At 44.9% G+C, this 15525-nt stretch carries 17 protein-coding genes and 2 pseudogenes; 2 read left to right on the forward strand and 17 right to left on the reverse strand.

All coding sequences use genetic code 11. The features are described 5' to 3' along the window. Nucleotides 1-111: 111 nt before the first annotated feature. The 9 genes from EDM54_RS21205 to EDM54_RS21245 all read right to left on the reverse strand — a co-directional run bounded on the left by EDM54_RS21205 (nt 112) and on the right by EDM54_RS21245 (nt 8232). Nucleotides 112-471, reverse strand: a complete 360-nt coding sequence (locus tag EDM54_RS21205; protein WP_122958751.1) for a flagellar protein FliT — start codon at nt 469-471, stop codon at nt 112-114. A gap of 11 nt (nt 472-482) precedes the next feature. After that, nucleotides 483-860, reverse strand: a complete 378-nt coding sequence (gene fliS, locus EDM54_RS21210) for a flagellar export chaperone FliS (protein ID WP_003388312.1) — start codon at nt 858-860, stop codon at nt 483-485. A 15-nt stretch (nt 861-875) separates the two neighbouring features. Beyond that, nucleotides 876-2414 carry a flagellar filament capping protein FliD gene (gene fliD / locus EDM54_RS21215; RefSeq protein ID WP_003388313.1) on the reverse strand — a complete coding sequence of 513 codons (1539 nt, stop codon included), beginning with the start codon at nt 2412-2414 and terminating at the stop codon, nt 876-878. Nucleotides 2415-2426: 12 nt separating this feature from the next. Beyond that, nucleotides 2427-2768, reverse strand: coding sequence for a flagellar protein FlaG (gene flaG, locus EDM54_RS21220; RefSeq protein WP_003388314.1), 342 nt, complete (start codon nt 2766-2768; stop codon nt 2427-2429). A gap of 111 nt (nt 2769-2879) precedes the next feature. Continuing rightward, complete coding sequence (locus EDM54_RS21225) at nt 2880-3629, reverse strand: acylneuraminate cytidylyltransferase family protein (protein ID WP_003388315.1); 750 nt, start codon at nt 3627-3629, stop codon at nt 2880-2882. Next, nucleotides 3581-4714, reverse strand: a complete 1134-nt coding sequence (neuC, locus tag EDM54_RS21230; protein WP_122958752.1) for a UDP-N-acetylglucosamine 2-epimerase — start codon at nt 4712-4714, stop codon at nt 3581-3583. Before neuC ends, EDM54_RS21225 begins: the two co-directional genes overlap by 49 nt. Then, the gene (locus tag EDM54_RS21235) at nt 4707-5741 is read right to left on the reverse strand and encodes an N-acetylneuraminate synthase family protein (protein WP_122958753.1); all 1035 of its coding nucleotides are present in this window, start codon (nt 5739-5741) and stop codon (nt 4707-4709) included. The genes neuC and EDM54_RS21235 overlap by 8 nt, the downstream gene beginning before the upstream one ends. A 27-nt stretch (nt 5742-5768) precedes the next feature. Beyond that, nucleotides 5769-7640, reverse strand: a complete 1872-nt coding sequence (locus tag EDM54_RS21240; RefSeq protein ID WP_122958754.1) for a motility associated factor glycosyltransferase family protein — start codon at nt 7638-7640, stop codon at nt 5769-5771. Continuing rightward, the gene (locus tag EDM54_RS21245) at nt 7627-8232 is read right to left on the reverse strand and encodes a DUF8042 domain-containing protein (RefSeq protein ID WP_122958755.1); all 606 of its coding nucleotides are present in this window, start codon (nt 8230-8232) and stop codon (nt 7627-7629) included. The genes EDM54_RS21240 and EDM54_RS21245 overlap by 14 nt, the downstream gene beginning before the upstream one ends. Nucleotides 8233-8433: 201 nt before the next feature. Here EDM54_RS21245 and EDM54_RS27250 point away from each other — a divergent pair. Continuing rightward, nucleotides 8434-8793, forward strand: a pseudogene (locus EDM54_RS27250) (IS3 family transposase); the annotation flags it as partial. Further along, nucleotides 8739-9779 (forward strand): annotated as a pseudogene (locus tag EDM54_RS21250) (IS3 family transposase); the annotation flags it as partial. The pseudogenes EDM54_RS27250 and EDM54_RS21250, both read left to right, overlap by 55 nt. Before the next feature lie 77 nt (nt 9780-9856). Here EDM54_RS21250 and EDM54_RS21255 read toward each other — a convergent pair. The 8 genes from EDM54_RS21255 to flgM form a co-directional block, all read right to left on the reverse strand. Further along, nucleotides 9857-10681 carry a flagellin N-terminal helical domain-containing protein gene (locus tag EDM54_RS21255; protein WP_003388323.1) on the reverse strand — a complete coding sequence of 275 codons (825 nt, stop codon included), beginning with the start codon at nt 10679-10681 and terminating at the stop codon, nt 9857-9859. A gap of 181 nt (nt 10682-10862) precedes the next feature. After that, nucleotides 10863-11108 carry a carbon storage regulator CsrA gene (gene csrA, locus EDM54_RS21260; RefSeq protein WP_003388324.1) on the reverse strand — a complete coding sequence of 82 codons (246 nt, stop codon included), beginning with the start codon at nt 11106-11108 and terminating at the stop codon, nt 10863-10865. Between the two features lie 11 nt (nt 11109-11119). After that, nucleotides 11120-11533, reverse strand: coding sequence for a flagellar assembly protein FliW (fliW, locus tag EDM54_RS21265; RefSeq protein WP_024984131.1), 414 nt, complete (start codon nt 11531-11533; stop codon nt 11120-11122). A gap of 13 nt (nt 11534-11546) precedes the next feature. After that, a complete protein-coding gene (locus EDM54_RS21270) occupies nt 11547-12122 on the reverse strand; it encodes a DUF6470 family protein (RefSeq protein WP_024984132.1) in 576 nt (191 codons plus the stop codon). Between the two features lie 24 nt (nt 12123-12146). Beyond that, complete coding sequence (flgL, locus tag EDM54_RS21275; RefSeq protein ID WP_003388327.1) at nt 12147-13049, reverse strand: flagellar hook-associated protein FlgL; 903 nt, start codon at nt 13047-13049, stop codon at nt 12147-12149. 33 nt (nt 13050-13082) lie between these two features. Then, the gene (gene flgK / locus EDM54_RS21280) at nt 13083-14558 is read right to left on the reverse strand and encodes a flagellar hook-associated protein FlgK (protein ID WP_003388328.1); all 1476 of its coding nucleotides are present in this window, start codon (nt 14556-14558) and stop codon (nt 13083-13085) included. A gap of 26 nt (nt 14559-14584) precedes the next feature. Next, nucleotides 14585-15088, reverse strand: a complete 504-nt coding sequence (locus EDM54_RS21285; RefSeq protein ID WP_122958757.1) for a flagellar protein FlgN — start codon at nt 15086-15088, stop codon at nt 14585-14587. Nucleotides 15089-15121: 33 nt separating this feature from the next. After that, nucleotides 15122-15397, reverse strand: coding sequence for a flagellar biosynthesis anti-sigma factor FlgM (flgM, locus tag EDM54_RS21290; RefSeq protein ID WP_003388330.1), 276 nt, complete (start codon nt 15395-15397; stop codon nt 15122-15124). Nucleotides 15398-15525: the final 128 nt, after the last annotated feature.

The following is a 15525-nucleotide window of genomic DNA, read 5'->3' on the forward strand; positions in this document are numbered from 1 at the left end:
ATTTCTTACTTGCCAAAAACATTCATAAGTTTCCAATCTGCATTGTTACTATAAAAAACTCTATCTCTCCATAAGCTCACCGTCTCCAGTGATTTAGAAGAGATAGAGTTTTTACTTCTTGGAGTCAAAAAACGCGCCAAAAGCATTCGGTCCAGCATCGTGGTAAGTATTCATTGCTGTTTTACTCCGTTGTATTTCAGTAAGCTTCTTTTGTACCGCTTGCATACGATTTGAAATGATCGGCATGATACGCTGGTTGATGTCATGTATTTGGGCCAATGATATCTTGTTCGCATCTGAGAGTGGGGAACCGGCGGAAATCAACGTATCAATCTTCCTCATCATTTTTTCCCGCTCATCTAAATATAACAACCACTTGTCTGGATCACTATCTGATTGCATGACTTCCTGCTCCAGCTGAATAGTCAGCTGGAGCATTTCCTCCACAATTCCATCCATTTGGAAAACCATGCTACTGCTCCTCATCTTTGCTTCTTCGCCAACAACATAGCTTCTTTCCAGGTGTCCCGGAATTGGACAAAATAATCTTCCACTTCTGTTAAAATAGAAGCATCCTTCCGCATGTTAGCCTCAATCATCCGGTGGAGCATATAGTCATACATTTTTTCAAGTTCCCCGGAAATGGGATAGTCTTTGTTTAAAGTGGACAGTAGCTCGTACAAGATGTTTTGCACTTTCAAACAATTTTCATGTGCTTTTACGACATTCTTTTCATCTATGGCACTTTTTGCTTGCTTAATAAACTTGATCGCCCCATTGTAAAGCATGAGCGTCAATTCCCCAGGAGTAGCTGTCGTCACCTGATTGGACTGATAGGTCTGAGCAGCATTATGTAACATCTGCATCTCTCCCTGCTATTGTTGACCAAGCATTTGCGCGAACCAGTTGCCTTGGGACTGGAACTTGGACATCGCTTTTTCCATCGCAGTAAACTGTTTCCAATAGCGATCCTCGATCATTTTTAGGCGGTCTTCCCACATATTGATCTCTTTATTTGTCTCTTTGATTCCACGGCCAATCACGCTGTCATCAACAAGAAAAGTTGAACTGCCTGCTTCATTCGTCACTCTGTCTATTACTTTGGTCAGTTGAGTATAGAGCCGCTCGGCAATACCGCTTTCGTTGAACTTGGTTGCAGGATCGTTGCTTGAACTGTAATTGGTAAACAGCTTTAATACATCTTCCCCATTATTGCTGATCGCTTCACGCAATTTTGTTTCGTTAATGTAAAGCTTCCCGTTCTCTTGGTAAGCATATTTGCCGCTAGGCGGACCACCAATGCCGATCTCAGACAATGTGTCAAATTTTTCATTGACTCCAGCAACCTTCAATGGCGCACTGATGGCGTAACGCATTTGATCCAGGCCCGATTTTAAAATCGGATCACGCAGCAGAATACCGCTCTTGGCCATCGCCTCCAGCTTTTCCGCCGTTTTTTCCGGCAGTTCTTCTTTTTCTTCATCCAGTAATGGCTTGTAGCTTCTGTACTTAGGTTCGGAGATTTTTGCATTGATCTTTTCGATCACTTCATTATATTTGTCCACGAACCCTTTGATTTGGTTAAAGATGGCATCCTCATCCGTTTTTGTATTGACGATGACAGGAGAACCGCCATTGGTTCCCTTAATGGTAAAATCAATGCCGTCAAAAGATACCGTATTTGTGGCCGTTTCCATCCTTACTCCGTTAATGTAAACGATACCCTTTTCTCCATCCGTTCTCAGTGATGAATCTACGCTGCCGCTAATCTTTAATTTTCCGCTTGTTCCATCTGGATCGGCAGTAAAATTTACGGAGAAAAACTTATTGTCTTTGCTGGAATCACTCGGATCAACACCGGTCAGTTCCGCACCGGACTTAGAGGTAAAAACTAACGATCCATTCACGAAGCTCGCTTCAATTAGAGCATGCTTATCCGTACTTTGTGCTGCTAGCTTTTCATTAATACTGGTAATCGAATCATTGACATCGATAGCAATGTCTACCCCGTTAATTGTTAAGGTGCCTTTTGCACCAAGGGCTTGACCCTTGTCAACTACATTATCAAGTTCAATTGATACGCCAGCCGGACTCTCTGCTTTAGCCAACTTTTCAACGTTCACGGAATACGTGGCGAATTGCGGAATACCTGAAATCTTGGTAGACACAAGCCCGTCATTTTCGGAAAAAGCGACCTTCTTTTTGAAGTTAGAAGAATACCGCACCGCTTCAACCGATTTTCTCAGTTCGTCAAGCAGCTTGTTCATTTCGCGATAGGTATCGCGCTTCCACTCGTCCGTTTGCTTTTTTCTGATCAACCGATTGACAGGCTCGCGTTGAGCCTTCATCAAATCTTTGATCATTTTCTCTGTGTCTAAACCGGAAGCCATTCCCGTAAATCGAATGGGAGACATGGGCAAATCCTCCTATCTTTTCTCATCTATAAGCAGTCCGATCATCTCATGCATTTTTGCGACCATATCCATTACTTTTTTGGACGGGATTTCTCTGATGACCTCATTGGTCTGGTCATTGATTACTTGAACATAGTATTCGTTTAAGTCTTCGTGAAGCGTAAATTTAATGTGGGAGCTGGTCATTTGCAACCATTTGTTTATACCCGCAATCTCTGATTCAATTTCGCCGATACTTTGATGTTTATCTAGGGACGGTGGCGTCTTTTCTGCAGGCTGAGCAATGGAAGTATTCGCGGTTATGTCAGAATACGACTTCAACTTACCATAGCCATGGATTGAACCGACGTCCATTGACAATCCTCCTTAGGATATTTTCCTATCATAGTTATCGGTTTTTCGAGGAAAAAGCTTTACTTCCCTTTTGCTAAAGCAGAGAATTCACAATTGTTTAAGTTGCATCCGTTATATGCCTTTTGTTGCTTTATTCAAAAGAAGTGCCTCACACAAAAGAAAGTCTCTTTCATGATCTATATCGATACTTGCGTCTGCATCCATATAAAACGGTAGTGCCGGTTCAATATAAAAGGAATTCTGCTCCAAAAAACTGGCGCTTTCCAAAAAATAGATAGCACCATTTTGACGGACGACATGAGGCAGTTGCTGCCTTGGTTTGCTTAAGCTTTGCCTGTCTTTTAACGGGGTCAGCATTCCATTTTCCGCATAAAATGCCTTGTAAGGATGATGTTCGACCTCTGTCACACTGATCGTGCACCGCGACTTTGCTTTAAGGCTGCTCTCAATGCAATCTGTAAGGACCTTCTCGTCGCGCAACGGAGATGTCGGTTGTAGCAGCACAAAAAACTCCGGCAATTCTCCTTTTTTCAAGCAGTCTTCCAGAACGTGCCGAACGACATCTTCTGACGATGCCGTATCGGTTGCAAGCTCAATAGGCCTGTCAATCACTTCAGCTCCGGCTTCCAGACTGAATTGCTTTATTTCCTGGTCTTCTGTGCTTACGATACACCGATCGATCAAGGGACATTGTGCTGCTGCTTCGATCGTGTAGTTTATGAGGGGTTTTCCCAGCAGCTTTCGGATGTTTTTCCGATGTACCCCTTTAGATCCGCCCCGCGCCGGAATAATCGCCAGAATCCTATTTTTGGCTATTTGATCAAAATATCTTGAAACTGTTTTTGCTTCGAAACTGCCCATATACTTCCGTCCTCCAGTACATTCATGAATAATGAAGTACTATTGCCATGGCCAAAATTAAAGCATGGCTCCTTTTTTGTCATACCGGCAACCTTTTTTATTGCGTCCATGATTTCATCATAATCATTGCTTACGTGGTAAATCGTGTTATGGAAGAATCGGTTTTGTTGTCTGCTGCCAATATTGATTGTCGGCAAACCGTACACGGGAGCCTCATGAATGCCTGCACTGGAATTCCCGATAATAAAATCAGCATTTTTTAGCAAAGTTAAAAAGAACTCAAATCGTAGAGAAGGGAAAATTCGAAAACGGTTATTATTCTCCAGTCTTTTGTATTCCGCTAAAATATCATTGCTTCCCAAATCATTATTCGGATAAATGACAACGTAATTGAGGCCGCTGGAGATCAATGCCTTTACTAATTGATTCGCATTTTCTCTTATGCAATCAATTTCGGTAGTTACAGGATGATACAAGACGACACCAAACTTTTCAAAATCGATCTCGTATCGCTTTCGGACCTGCTCAATAGTTGGCAACTGATCAGACAGCATAATATCAATATCAGGGGAACCAATCACAAAAATATTGCTGGTCTTCTCCCCCAGCTGCTCCAACCTTACCGCGGCTTGCGTGTTCGCTACAAAATGAATATGGGATAGTTTGGAAACCGAATGGCGTATGGATTCATCAATGGTTCCCGACAATTCTCCCCCTTCGATGTGCGCCACCAAAATATTGTTTAGCGAGCCGACAATCGCTCCTGCTAGAGCTTCGACTCGATCTCCATGCACAACAATTAAATCAGGCCGATCCTCATGAATGAATCGTGAAAGTCCTCCAATAGTATTGGCTAATACCAAATCCATGGGCTCCCCATGGATTTGGTTTCTGAACGTATGAATGTTTGTAAAGCCCGCTTTGTATACCTCTTCAACTGTCAGTCCATATCGAGAGAGAGTATGCATGCCGGTAACAAAAATCTCACACTCAAACAAAGGAGATTCGTCAACAGCTCGCATTAAAGGCTTTAATTTTCCAAAGTCAGCTCGTGTCCCCGTAAGAAACAATATTTTTTTACCCATTCACATGCGCCCACCGAATTTGTTCATTTTGTTTTATTGGGGATAACGCCTTTTTGCCAAGAAGGCTGTTGAAATGCTCAGCTTTTATCTCCCCTGTTCCAGGTCGCTTTACCCAGATGTTTTCCATGGACAGTTCTTCGCCAGCATGAATATCACGAATTGCCACGACGCAAGCATACGCGAAATCGATCGTCGGCTGTTCTTCCTTCAGTACGTTTTTTCGGCCCCCGAGCGCTTGAAAGATGGCCCTGCTTCCTTCAATTAACTCTTTTAAGTCTGTCGGATCCATTGAAATGGATATGTCAGGACCAGGCCAGCTTTTATCGGAAGTAAAGTGACGTTCAAGAATTCTTGCACCTAAAGCTACTGCACCAAGGCTAGGATAGTTCGACAAAGAGTGATCGGATAATCCGAGAACCGCATCAGGAAAAGCCTGAGCCAGTTCTTCCAATGCTCCCAAGCGTACCTTATCGTAAGGCGTCGGATAAATGCTTGTACAATGCAATAACGCAAAAGGCGTATTATGTTTGCGAAGGATCGCTACAGCCTTCTCTATGCTCTCCAGATTATTCATACCTGTACTTAAAATAACAGGCTTTCCATAGCGTGCAATATGTTCAATCAGGGGGTAATTGTTACACTCCCCTGAACCAATTTTGTATGCGGGAACGCCCAATTCCTCCAATTGCACCGCTGCTGCTCTGGAAAAGGGGGTGCTTAGAAAAATCATGCCTTTCGCTTCTGTGTACTTTTTCAACTCTCGCTCTTCTTCTTTGGTTAAAGCACAACGATTCATAATCTCCCAAATCGACTCTTTTGCGTTTCCCGGTATTACATTATTGGGGATCATCTCGTCGTCGACGACGTGAGTTTGAAATTTGACACACTCGCATCCTACTGAAGCAGCATCGTCGATCATTTGTATAGCTTTATCAAAACTTCCCTCATGATTGATGCCTATTTCCGCGATTACCAAAGGGGGATGTTCTGGGCCAATCTTTCTGTTGCCAATTATCAATTCATTCATAGGATCACCCGTTCATATTGGTCGTTGTTATGGAGTTGTGCTCTCCTTTTGAAGCAACAAAGCCTCTTGATAGGAATTCTTTATCAAAGGTGTTATTGTATTCATGTCTGATTCGCAGTTTTTTAGAAATGATGTAAAATCTTTTATTAATTTTCTTGCCTTTGCAAAGTTATCATGCTCAAATCTGATCTGATTAAACAATAACAATATTGCTTCAAACAAAAGCTGATTCATCGGCTGTAATAACAATCGATAAAACTTGTTATCCTGTAATCTGTCAAACAGCTTGTCAAATTTAACGAAACATTTTCCGACACTTTTGCTATTAAAGGCTTCGATATTTCGTTCCATTTCTGCAAACAAGTTTGTAAACGAATCACACAAGTTGATAAACTTTTCTTGTTCGGATAGCAGATGTTGTGTTTGTTTAATCAAATGTTCTAGATCGTAATCATTTCCAAGGGTAGTTAGCCACTCCTGTTCAACGACTTGCTTTTGTAGCCTCTCGTTAATTAATTTCTCAAGAGGTTCATATACCGTTCCTTTTATTCGTGCTCCACCCTTGGTCGTATTGATTACCTCCCGGTCGGAAAGCTTGGCAATATGAGATTCCATTTCCTCTCTAAAGCTGTTCAACCCCCGGTTCGTGTATACATCGTTGCCTTCTACATCTTTGACAACAATAGCCTGCTCCATATGGGTAGTTGATAGCTCGTTATTAAATGCCATACCTTGGGCATATGTACGGTCTTGTGAATATGCAAAGTTCTGGCCAGCTAATATGATAGGATTGCAGCCGAGCTTGTAAAGGAGTTGAAGAGTAATAATGGCAATTGATTTTGCGGGATTAACAAAGTCCACCGGAGTGTCATTCAGTCTTTTTAATAGAAAGCTAGAAAAATAATCTCCTCCAACCATGAAATGCATCATCGGTCCGGGGTATTTCTGGACAGTTTCATAACCTACCATACTCCCGTAAAACAAAGGAATATCAGTAATTCCTCTTTCGACTACTTTTGAGAATACAAGGTGGTTAGCCTCTTTTCCATCATAAGTACATGCGGCGTCAGGAAAAATCCCGTTTTCAATTAAAGAATTGATGGCTGAACCTACAGAAAAGATATAGGCCAATCCGTTTTCTTTTATATAGCGAAGGTTTTCGTATTCCAGGTCCAGAGAAGGCCCTGCCGCAACCAATATCGCCGGCTTCCCTTGAAAACTCTGAGGCTTCTCATTAAGGATATTCGGCGTCTTCAGAGTGGTGGGTAAGTTGACAATACTATTTATCGGTTGGCGTTTTGAAAAAACTACGTTCGCGTATTGGTAGGCGGCATTTGTATACACGACATTTCGAAATTCGGCTACAAATTTCCTCGTTTTTTCTGTAAATATACGTTCGTAACTAGGGAGAATGATCAACATAACTTTTTCTTTTACCACATCCACAAAGTGGGTTAGGTTTTTAGAAATCGTTTCGGAACTATCCCCAAGGTACAGATTCCGTAAAAATTTCGGGTTCCAACTCTCCAGTTTCTTTTCAGCTGTCAACAACCGAAAAAAGTCCATCTCCGGTTCATACACAGAAAAAGAGACATCAGGGTGTTTCTCTATGAACCACTCGATATGGTACCCCATTCCAACACCATAAAAAAATACATGAGTATTTTTTTCTATATCCGAGTACTCAGCCATGATTTTTTCTGCTTCGGATACGGGATCGTACCTGCTATGTATATAGTTGATACCCTTCTCCGTCTGAACAGACAGAGTCTCAGCTCCTGTTCGAGCTGATTCAACTTTTACTTTTTCCGAAATATCCTGTGCTTCCGCTTCTTTTACCATATTCCAGGCAGTAGGAAATTTATTTTTTAAAAACACAACATTATCAATTAAGATCATGTCTGTCTACCTCAACAGAAGTCATTTTTTGCAATTGATCAGCGATCTCTTGAAATTTAGTCAAGATTTCAAACTGAATAATATCTCCCAACAGAATAAAATCCTGTTGTTCTACAGCTTCTTGCAGCATGCTTGTTTCATTTGTGAAATCAAAAGTCTTTTCATGAATGAATGGATCTGGAATCCTTTCTCTGTGCTCTTCGATGAATATTGCTGTTTGTTGGAACCATTGAATAGCTTCCACCAATTGACCAAGTTTGTTCCATGTCTCGGTATTTGGTGCTTTATAGCATTCCTCAGATAACCCTTGAAGTTCAGGGATTGCACGATCTAGATACTGGCAGGTTGTATCGAAAATATCATGAAGCAATTCCGGAATCGTTACTAATACCGCTTCTGCACATTCAATTGTTGAAAAGTGCTCTTCCAAATAACTTTCCACATTGTTGTATACATTTACACCATCAATCTTCATATGACTGAGTACGAGATTATCTGATTGGGATATTTCCAACACTTTCCCCATGATCTGCGCAGCTGTTAATTCCTTGTTGTCACAATAGTATTCTTGTCCGGAGATCACTAATCGCATATGCCTTGCCCCCATTTCCGTTCTTATTTAATATATCGACAATCACCTCCAAACTAGTTAGCCACATTTCTTGGAAAGAAAAAAACATGGACTACTGACCATGAACTGTGACCCATAAGATGGACACTTTAAAAAAGTGACCCTCTTGTGGGTCATTTTGTGTTTTAATCAACCTAATTCGAAAACAGCGGGGGAAAATTTATGGGCAAAAAAAGGAGCAGTTCAAAGATTTTTTCGGAGCATGAAATAAAGCAGCTGGAGTCGAATCCAAATGTCTTGCATGTAACGGATAAAAGTATTACGTATGCTCCAGCATTCATACTAGCTGCCGTTAAAGCATACATTAGCGGGCAAACACCTATGGAGATCTTTCGTAACGCAGGTTTTGACGTAGATGTCATTGGTCATGACAAACCCCATCAGTGCTTAAAACGTTGGCGCAACACGTATTCAGATCTTGGAGAGAACGGGCTTTTAGAGGAACAACGAGGGAAAGGCAGTACTGGCAGACCAACAGGAGAAAGGCTGTCTATGGAGGAAAAGCTAAAACGTGCCGAAGCTCGTATCAAGCTGCTCGAGGCGGAGAACGACTTTCTAAAAAAGCTCGATGCGCTCGAAACGCAGAAGATGGAGAGGAAACATTGACGCCTTCCGAGCGCTACCAATTGATTAACCAAACCATCCGTCAACACAACTTGCAGCGAATGACACGTTATCTGTGTAAGCTTGCTTGCGTGAGCGCGAGCGGTTATTATCGCTGGCGTACTGCCGAAGAGGTTCGCCAGCTCCGTGAGGATGCTGATCAACACGACTTCCGACTTATCAAAGAGCACTTTGATGCTCTGCGTGGCAAGGCAGGAGCTCTTGTGATTAAAATGCGGATTGAACGTGTAGATGGCATAATCATGAACCATAAAAAGATTCGTCGATTAATGCGTAAATATAATCTTACAGCTACAATTAGACGTGCTAATCCTTATCGCAAAATGGCGAAAGCAACACAACAGCATCAGACATGCCCTAATCTGTTGAATCGCCGGTTTGACCAAGGGGAGCCAGAGAAAGTACTGCTCACGGATATTACTTATATGCACTACGGTAATGGTCAATGTGCCTACCTCTCGGTAGTCAAAGATGGGACGACAAAACAGATCCTAGCTCACTATCTTTCTTCTTCCTTAGAACTTTCATTGGTAGAGCGTACACTAGAGAATCTGCTTGAACGACTTGATGGAAATATCCATCCAGATGCCATTCTCCACTCTGATCAAGGCATGCATTATACACATCCTAAATTCCGTCTCCTCGTTAGGAAAGCAGGTTTTAAGCAGTCGATGTCCCGTAAGGGAAACTGCTGGGATAATGCTTCGATGGAATCGTTTTTCGGTCATATGAAGGATGATCTGGATTACAAGGAGTGCCAGACGATACAAGAGTTACGGGACCAAATCGACGATTATATCACATATTACAACTCGGGTCGCTACCAATGGTCATTAAAAAAGATGACTCCTGATGAATTCAGAAGCCATCTTTTGACTGCCTAGCTAATGGACTTTTTAAACTGTCTACATTTAAGGTCACAGTTCACCAAGCAGTAGTCCATGTTTTTTTAAATTGCTGATTAACGAAGCAGTTGCAATACGCCTTGCGGCAGTTGGTTAGCCTGAGCCAGCATCGCTTGAGAAGCTTGAGTCAGGATGTTGTTCTTCGTGAACTGCATTTGCTCTTTCGCCATATCTACGTCGCGGATACGGGACTCAGCTGCAGTCAGGTTCTCGGAAGTGATGTTCAGGTTGTTGATAGTGTTTTCCAAGCGGTTTTGGTTTGCACCCAGATAGGAACGGGCTTTACTTACATTATTGATCTGAGTTTCGATCGCACCCAATACAGCAGATGCTCCACCTTGGCTGCCGATGTCCCAGCCGCTTACAGCTGTAGCTACAGCACTCAGGTTGAAGCTGGAAACAGTCAGAGTCAGAACTTGACCTGCAGCCTCACCAATTTGCAGCTTGATATCTTTGCCGCTGTTGCCGTTGAGCAAATGAATTCCGTTGAAAGTAGTGTTGTCTTTAATATTTTTGATTTCCTTGGTCAGTTCAGACAGCTCTTCTTGCAGACGAGCGCGGTCAGCATCGTCACCATAGGTACCGTTCGCAGATTGAGTAGCGATTTCTTTAATGCGAACCAGCATGTTGTTTACAGTTTGCAGAGCGCCCTCAGCAGTTTGGATCAGGGAGATACCGTCTTGGGAGTTGCGGGAAGCTTGCTCCATACCACGGATTTGTGCACGCATACGCTCGGAGATGGAAAGACCAGCAGCGTCGTCAGCAGCGCGGTTGATGCGGTAGCCGGAAGACAGCTTCTCAACGTTTTTCGCCAAAGAGCCAGTGTTTACGCCCAGTTGACGGTGAGTGTTCATTGCAGAAATATTGTGGTTGATAATCATTTCTGTTTCCTCCTTGATTTTCGGCAGTCACGTCCCTGTGACTGCTGCAAGTAATTGGGAACCATCGCAATCGCGCGCTTGCGACCTTTTCCCTACATTTTTATTATCGGAATAGGGTCGTAGGACCTTTAGTGTTTTTTCTACTTTTTTCTTCGGAAAAACAAAAAAAGTGACGATCATTTTATTGATCATCACCCGGTTGTGTTTTCCTGAGTACTTCTTTCATCTTGGCCCAGTCCGTTTGGTGCTGGGTGGCCAGTCTGTTTTCTTCCTGGATTGCCTCGTAAATCTCCTTGCGGTATACCTCGACGTTGCGTGGGGCCTCAATCCCTATGCGGACTGTATCGCCCTCTACGGCGATCACTTTGATTTCAATGGTGTCGCCAATCATGATCGATTCATTTTTTTTGCGGGATAAAACGAGCATGGGCTCACCACCTATTCTGTCACGGCCGCTCTGGGTTCTAGCAACGGCTGGCGAATGGAATAACGGTCATCTTGCAAAATCACCTGTCTTGCCATGCGTTTTCCCAGATTGACGACGATCGGAGCCTTCAGGTTGGCCGTTACCTGATTTTCTCTAACGGTAATAATGACAAATACTCCGATTGGTGTATCCTCTTCGATGCTGAGCGCCGTTTTCGCTGCTTCCGTCAGGGAAAACTCATACTCCGGAAAAAAGACGAAGGGATTGACTACCCAAAATCCGACTTCTTCTTCTTCGGCAGATTGAATCAAAAAAAACGGACTTTCCTCCTCCTGCTTCAGCAGGAAAAACTGCAGATCGCCAAACCCTGGTATTCCATCCTCAAAAAACAGTTTGCCCAATTCCACCTGTTGGTTTGCATTCATAATCGTCCCTCGCTTATACGCTTCGATCAACAAAAATGCCTACCGCTTCCATCTGGAGGCTTGGCCATTTCAAGATATAAGGCTCTACTTTTCCGGGCGTATACGTATGGACCGGCGGCTTCAGGACCGGATCCATCCTCATCCCGTTTCGCTTTACATCGATCACGACCGGTTTCTTTTCAAACTGTACGTGCACACCCTCATCCAGGGAAGCAGCCGGAGGTGTGTAGCCGTCTCTCAGCAAAATTCCTCTGTCCAAAGCCAGATCGGCAATGGGGTTTCCCCCGGATTCGATCCGCATCATCGTATCGCCTTCGTAGCTGATTTGGCCGATCGCTTCCAGGAGCTTTGACCTTCCGTAGGAAGCGATGTTGTCGCTAAATTCCATGCTTGTCATGATGCCGATGTTGCTGCGGGCCTGACTCGCATCGAGAGACATCTCCATTCGGCCTTGCTGGATTGTGAGAACTGCGGGCTCTTGGCGCAAATTCATCTCGGCGCGAGGCTGTTCAATTTCCTGAACAGGCTTTCGTATGTTCAATCCAAGCTGGACGAAGGTGCTCTGCATCCGTATGTACGGCAACTGCATCCTTCCAACCTCCCTTCACTCAGGTCAACGCAGGAAGTCCAACAATGTCGGCTGGATGATCCGTGCACCAGCCCCCAAGGCAGATCGGTGTACGCCTTCCTGTGTTTTCAGGTTGGTGATGACCTCGGCGATGTCTGCATCCTCGTTTTTGGACATTAATTCTTTAATGTTAACTTCCTGTACGTTCAGGCGCTCTCCAATCAATTCGATGCGATTGACACGCGCTCCGAGTGTTGCTCGTTCCGCCAGCAGATTGTCGTATTGCTGGGAGATTTCGTCCTGGAATTGGGCTGCTGACCTTCCATTGTTCAACTCTTCGATTATATTGTCCAATACTTTAAACATGTTCCCCGCATTATCCGGATAATTGAATATCTTTTGGGCATTGATATTGGCAGCAGCAAATACATTCTGACTTAATTCGAGAAGCACTTCCGAGCTGTTTTTGTTGATAAAATCCCCTTTTCCGCCATTTGCATTTTCATCGTACGGGGCTTTGTCTGTTTCGGTACCGGCAAAGATGTACTTGCCGTTGATCGTTTGGTTTGCAAGCGTCCCCAGATGCTTTTTCAGCTCCGCTATTTCCGCTCCCATGGTCTTCAAATCATCCGGCGAAGTGGCTCCGTTCCCTGAATACACAAGCAGCTCGCTGACACGCTTCATGACGTTTCCCACTTCATCCAGCGTCTTGTCAGTCAAATCCATCCAGGACATTGCCTCACTGGCATTGCGCTTATACTGATCATTTTCCATTTGGGAAGAACGATAGAACATTCCCCTGGTCGCCACTACAGGGTCATCGGATGGGAGGTTGATCTTCCTTCCGGATGCAAGCTGTTGCTGCATCTTGTCCATATTCAGCATCGATTTATGCAAATTGCGGAGCATGTTGCTGTTCAGCATGTTTTGCGTGACACGCAAGGCCATGTTCATTCCCTCATTTCAATTAAGCTGTAAAAATCACAAGCCCACTCGACCCATACCGTTGATCACTTTATCCAAAATCTCATCCATGCTTGTCATGACACGTGCGGAAGCGGTGTAAGCGTGCTGGTATTTCACCAATTCGGCCATTTCATCGTCGATGGATACTCCGGATACGGATTGGCGCTGGTTGTCAATCGTTCCCACAATCATCTCCGCATTTTGTTGATTCCGCACCGCCTCTTGGGCGTCGATGCCCAACTGGCCGATTGTATAACGGTAATAGTCGTCTAAAGAAGAGCTTTCCTTCAAATCATTGGGTCCTGGACCGGGTTGGAGCACCTTGAACTTGATTGCCGCGATTGCGAGAGCGTTTTTGTTGTTTCCGGCTGCATTTCCGCCGGTTTCCGGCTGTGCGGCTGCAATCGCATCCAGGCTCGCCAGGATCGCCGGATTAATGGTGATCGTCCCCGCCCCTTTTGGATAGTCCTTTCCTCCTGCCGGAGTGGATGCATCTACAAAAAACGGCAAGTCTTGCGGTCCCCCGTTTTTCATATCGTTTAAACTGACGCCTGTTCGATGGACATCGTTAATTTCTTTGGTCAGGTTGATCGCCAGTACGTCCAAACGGTGCATGAGATTGGGAACGATTTGATTCCGGGACTCGTACACGCCAGCCATATACCCTGTCGTTGGCACAAATACGCCGCCCTCCAGCGTCATATCGAGCATCCCGTCGGCATTCTGTTGTGTCGCTACCGGCAGGGACTGGATGCCGTTCACGAAGTTTCGGTTCTCGATCGTAACGTTTACCATCCCGTTGGCAGCCGGCGTCACTTTCACTTCGACCAGCTTGGACAGCTTGTCGAGCAGAACATCCCGTTGGTCGTAAAGGTCATTCGGCGTATAGCCATGCGGTACGATATCTCCGATTTGCCGGTTCAGACTGGCAATCTGCTGTCCGAGGGAGTTGATCTCCATAGCCTTAACGCCTACCACGTTATTAAGATCCCTCTGCACTTCCTCCAGATGCTTATACAGACTGTTAAACGTATCGGCAACCGCCTTCGACCGCTCCCTGACGACAGCTCGTGCCGACGTGTTGGTCGGGTCTTTGGCAAGATCCTGCCATGCCTGCCACATCTGGTCCATTACCTTTTGAAGTCCGGTATCGGATGGCTCGTTCATAATACCTTCCAGCTTTTCCAACGTTTCCAGGCGGCCGTCCCAGTAGCCTTGACGCTTGTGCTCATTTCTGAATTGCGCATCAAGAAAATCTTCCCGCAATCGTTGCAAGCTTACGACATTAACCCCTGTTCCCAGCAGGCCGGGTTCGATCGTTGCCATCATGCCAGGGTACGGCAGCCCCGTTGTCGCCTGCATATTGGCTCTCTGACGCGTATATCCTTCCGTATTCGCGTTTGAGATGTTGTGTCCCGTCGTATTCAGGGCAGATTGCTGCGCGAACAATCCGCGCTTGCTTACTTCTATTCCGTGAAAGGTAGAGCGCATATCGGCACCTCTTTACTTTATTTTCCTCATGCTTTTTTGTTAAAAAACGTCCGTGCATGGTTTCGATACCCATCCGCCCTTGCTGTCCTGCCGTAGATAAAGTCATCCTCCGGCGAGTCCGTAAGCAGATCCAGGGTCATAGTTACAAATGAAAGAGACTGCTCCAGCAGCTGCTGATTCAATTCGTTCGCTTTTCGCAGTTCGGAAACAATCCGTGTCAACTCATCCCGAGCCTTCATCAAGCGGGCCTTCTCTTCCGGGCTGGTCGTCAGCTTGATCAATTCCGCCAGGGTGCCGTTGTCGCGGTGAATGCCTTGCTCGGCAAACATTTGGGCAACGAGAGATTGGCGCGTGTCCTCGGCCGCACTCACGGCTTTGATCAGCTTTTTCTCCTGAGTGGCAATGGCCAGCAGTTGATCCACGTCGCCTTTGATTAAGACTTCCTTTTTTTGCACCGCCAACGTCTGCAACGCCTTATGCAGCTCGATCAAGTTGTCGAGCAGCTCGTAGAGGTTGCTCCATTTCGCCATGCTGCTCCCTCCACTCCGTTGATCTCCTCAGCCCTACAGCTTGCGCCAGAAGGAGAGGAACTTCTCTGCGATCTTGTCGCTTGGGACCTTGTACGTTCCCTCTTCCACCTGCTTCTTCAGGTTGTTTACCTTTTCTCTCCGTTCAGGAGACTGGGGGTCTTCCACCTGTTTCAACATTTCCAGCGCTTCATTCGAAATGTTGACCTCGTCCTTGCCCATCGGGATACGCCCGTTTTTGGCCGCCGGAGCCTTTCCCGTGTTGTTGTATGCATTGATCATGCCTGTGCGATTAGGTTCGTTAATTCGCATCTATTACCCATCCTCTCAAACCGAAAAAACTTGGCAATCCATTCGTCTCCGCATCGCTGCCGTTTCATCTATAGGGAGAACGAAAAAAAGAAAACCGACGATACTGTCTCTTAGTAGTATCATCGGCA

The sequence above is a fragment of the Brevibacillus borstelensis genome (assembly GCF_003710865.1).
GTDB classification, from domain to species: domain Bacteria; phylum Bacillota; class Bacilli; order Brevibacillales; family Brevibacillaceae; genus Brevibacillus; species Brevibacillus borstelensis.

Bases quoted from the DNA above. Each gene is read 5' to 3' on its own strand.
- fliS (WP_003388312.1), bottom strand. From the start codon at position 860: ATGTTACATAATGCTGCTCAGACCTATCAGTCCAATCAGGTGACGACA.
- EDM54_RS21240 (WP_122958754.1), bottom strand. From the start codon at position 7,640: ATGATCTTAATTGATAATGTTGTGTTTTTAAAAAATAAATTTCCTACT.
- flaG (WP_003388314.1), bottom strand. From the start codon at position 2,768: ATGGACGTCGGTTCAATCCATGGCTATGGTAAGTTGAAGTCGTATTCT.
- EDM54_RS21205 (WP_122958751.1), bottom strand. From the start codon at position 471: ATGGTTTTCCAAATGGATGGAATTGTGGAGGAAATGCTCCAGCTGACT.
- EDM54_RS21225 (WP_003388315.1), bottom strand. From the start codon at position 3,629: ATGGGCAGTTTCGAAGCAAAAACAGTTTCAAGATATTTTGATCAAATA.
- EDM54_RS21285 (WP_122958757.1), bottom strand. From the start codon at position 15,088: ATGGCGAAATGGAGCAACCTCTACGAGCTGCTCGACAACTTGATCGAG.
- neuC (WP_122958752.1), bottom strand. From the start codon at position 4,714: ATGGGTAAAAAAATATTGTTTCTTACGGGGACACGAGCTGACTTTGGA.
- flgL (WP_003388327.1), bottom strand. From the start codon at position 13,049: ATGGCCTTGCGTGTCACGCAAAACATGCTGAACAGCAACATGCTCCGC.
- EDM54_RS21245 (WP_122958755.1), bottom strand. From the start codon at position 8,232: ATGCGATTAGTGATCTCCGGACAAGAATACTATTGTGACAACAAGGAA.
- EDM54_RS21270 (WP_024984132.1), bottom strand. From the start codon at position 12,122: ATGCAGTTGCCGTACATACGGATGCAGAGCACCTTCGTCCAGCTTGGA.
- EDM54_RS21235 (WP_122958753.1), bottom strand. From the start codon at position 5,741: ATGAATGAATTGATAATTGGCAACAGAAAGATTGGCCCAGAACATCCC.
- fliD (WP_003388313.1), bottom strand. From the start codon at position 2,414: ATGTCTCCCATTCGATTTACGGGAATGGCTTCCGGTTTAGACACAGAG.
- fliW (WP_024984131.1), bottom strand. From the start codon at position 11,533: ATGAATGCAAACCAACAGGTGGAATTGGGCAAACTGTTTTTTGAGGAT.
- flgM (WP_003388330.1), bottom strand. From the start codon at position 15,397: ATGCGAATTAACGAACCTAATCGCACAGGCATGATCAATGCATACAAC.
- csrA (WP_003388324.1), bottom strand. From the start codon at position 11,108: ATGCTCGTTTTATCCCGCAAAAAAAATGAATCGATCATGATTGGCGAC.
- flgK (WP_003388328.1), bottom strand. From the start codon at position 14,558: ATGCGCTCTACCTTTCACGGAATAGAAGTAAGCAAGCGCGGATTGTTC.
- EDM54_RS21255 (WP_003388323.1), bottom strand. From the start codon at position 10,681: ATGATTATCAACCACAATATTTCTGCAATGAACACTCACCGTCAACTG.